Annotated in this window: 2 protein-coding genes; both read left to right on the top strand. The window is 47.5% G+C overall.

Going from position 1 to position 2,287, the window contains the following annotated elements:
• On the top strand, positions 1-1,760 hold a 1,760-nt coding region (gene acnA, locus ACP45E_RS15260; protein ID WP_069585192.1), incomplete at its 5' end, for an aconitate hydratase AcnA.
• Positions 1,757-2,287, top strand: a 531-nt coding sequence (locus ACP45E_RS15255) for a PrpF domain-containing protein (RefSeq protein ID WP_277815712.1), incomplete at its 3' end; no start/stop codon positions are given. The genes acnA and ACP45E_RS15255, both read left to right, overlap by 4 nt.

Here is a 2,287-nt window from a genome sequence, read left to right as displayed (position 1 = left end):
CTGGGATGTTTTACATCGATGAGCAGACCATCAATTACCTTACACTCACAGGCAGAGAAGCTGACCAAGTTGAACTGGTTGAACGCTATGCGAAACAAACCGGTTTGTGGGCCGATGACCTAGAGAGTGCGGTTTATGAACGTGTCATCGAGTTTGATTTATCGACGGTGCAACGGAACCTTGCTGGTCCTTCTAACCCGCACCGACGTTTACCGACAGCGGAACTTACCGAGCGAGGCATCGCCGGAAAATGGACTGATAATGGCAATCAAATGCCTGATGGCGCAGTGATCATTGCAGCTATAACCTCGTGCACTAACACCAGTAATCCAAGAAATGTCGTGGCGGCAGCGCTGGTTGCGAAAAAAGCCAATGAGCTTGGCTTAGTGCGTAAACCATGGGTGAAGACGTCGTTTGCTCCTGGTTCAAAAGTCGCCAAATTGTATCTGGAAGAGGCTGGGTTATTGCCTGAAATGGAAAAACTCGGTTTTGGTATCGTGGGATATGCTTGCACAACGTGTAACGGCATGAGTGGCGCGCTTTCACCAGACATTCAAAATGAAATCATTGAGCGTGACCTCTACACCACCGCAGTTCTGTCGGGTAATCGTAATTTTGATGGTCGAATTCACCCTTACGCAAAACAGGCATTTTTGGCATCGCCACCGCTTGTTGTTGCTTACGCCATAGCAGGAACCATTCGTTTTGATATCGAAAAGGACAGCTTAGGACTCGACAGCAGTGGCAATCCTATCTACCTCAATGACTTATGGCCGAGTGACGAGGAAATTGATTCTGTCGTAAATCGCCATGTTAAACCAGAGCAGTTCAATCAAATTTACATAAAAATGTTCAAACTGGATGAAAGCGAAACCAACCTCAACCCTTTGTACGATTGGCGTGGAAAAAGCACTTATATTCGCAAACCACCTTATTGGGAAGGAGCGCTTGCGGGTGAACGAAGCCTCAAAAATATGCGCCCGTTGGCGTTGCTTGGTGACAACATCACCACCGATCACCTCTCGCCTTCAAACGCTATTTTGGCATCAAGTGCGGCGGGTGAATATCTCACTAAGATGGACGTTCCAGAAGAAGACTTTAATTCCTATGCGACCCATCGGGGCGATCACTTAACCGCTCAGCGTGCCACATTCGCCAACCCAAAGCTGTTTAATGAAATGGTGAAAGAGAATGGTGAAGTGGTGCAGGGATCGCTTGCACGAGTAGAGCCAGAAGGAAAGGTTATGCGAATGTGGGAAGCTATTGAAACCTATATGGACCGCAAACAACCACTGATCATCGTTGCTGGTGGGGATTATGGGCAAGGTTCGTCACGAGACTGGGCAGCAAAAGGCGTTCGATTAGCGGGGGTAGAAGTGATCGTCGCAGAAGGGTTTGAACGCATTCACAGAACTAATTTAGTGGGTATGGGTGTGCTGCCGCTTGAGTTTAAATCGGGTCAAAATCGTCATACCTTCAACCTTGATGGCTCGGAAATTTATGATGTGCTCGGTGATATAAGACCGGGGGGGGATTTAGTGCTATCGATAACTCGAACCGATGGTGAGCAGTTTAACGTAGACGTTACTTGCCGTTTAGATACTGAAGATGAGGTAAATGTGTATAACGCTGGCGGCGTGTTACAGCGTTTTGCTCAAGACTTTTTGTCTCAGTCTCAGTCTCAGTTGCATTTCCAGTCTCAATCACAGACTCAGTCTAAATCTAACTTTCATTCTCACTCTCAAGCGGGGCCGGTATGAAACAGAGTAAAATTGTTGCCACCTACATGCGCGGCGGCACCAGCAAAGGTGTTTTCTTCAAACTAGAGGATTTACCTCCATCGGCTCAAGTACCTGGAAAGTCGCGTGATGAATTGCTACTTCGAGTCATCGGCAGTCCTGATCCTTATGGCAAACAAACGGATGGCATGGGCGGGGCGACGTCAAGCACCAGTAAAGCCGTTATAGTATCGAAAAGTCACCAAGGTGATCACGACGTTGATTACCTCTTTGGACAAGTCGCGATAGACAAACCCTTTGTTGATTGGAGTGGCAATTGCGGAAACTTATCTGCCGCGGTAGGGCCATTTGCAGTGGAAAGAGGGCTTATTGATCCATCGCGTATTCCTCAAAACGGTGTCGTGGAAGTCAAAATATGGCAGGTCAATATTGATAAAACCATTGTTGCTCATGTACCGATTGTTGATGGAGAAGTGCAAGAACTTGGGGATTTCGAACTCGATGGGGTGACTTTCCCAGCCGCCGAAATTCGGGTGGATTTTTTGAAT

The organism is Vibrio genomosp. F10 str. 9ZD137, assembly GCF_049974785.1.
Classification (GTDB): domain Bacteria; phylum Pseudomonadota; class Gammaproteobacteria; order Enterobacterales; family Vibrionaceae; genus Vibrio.
The sequence above is the reverse complement of the archived record's forward strand: the minus strand, read 5'-3'. Positions and strand labels throughout refer to the sequence as shown.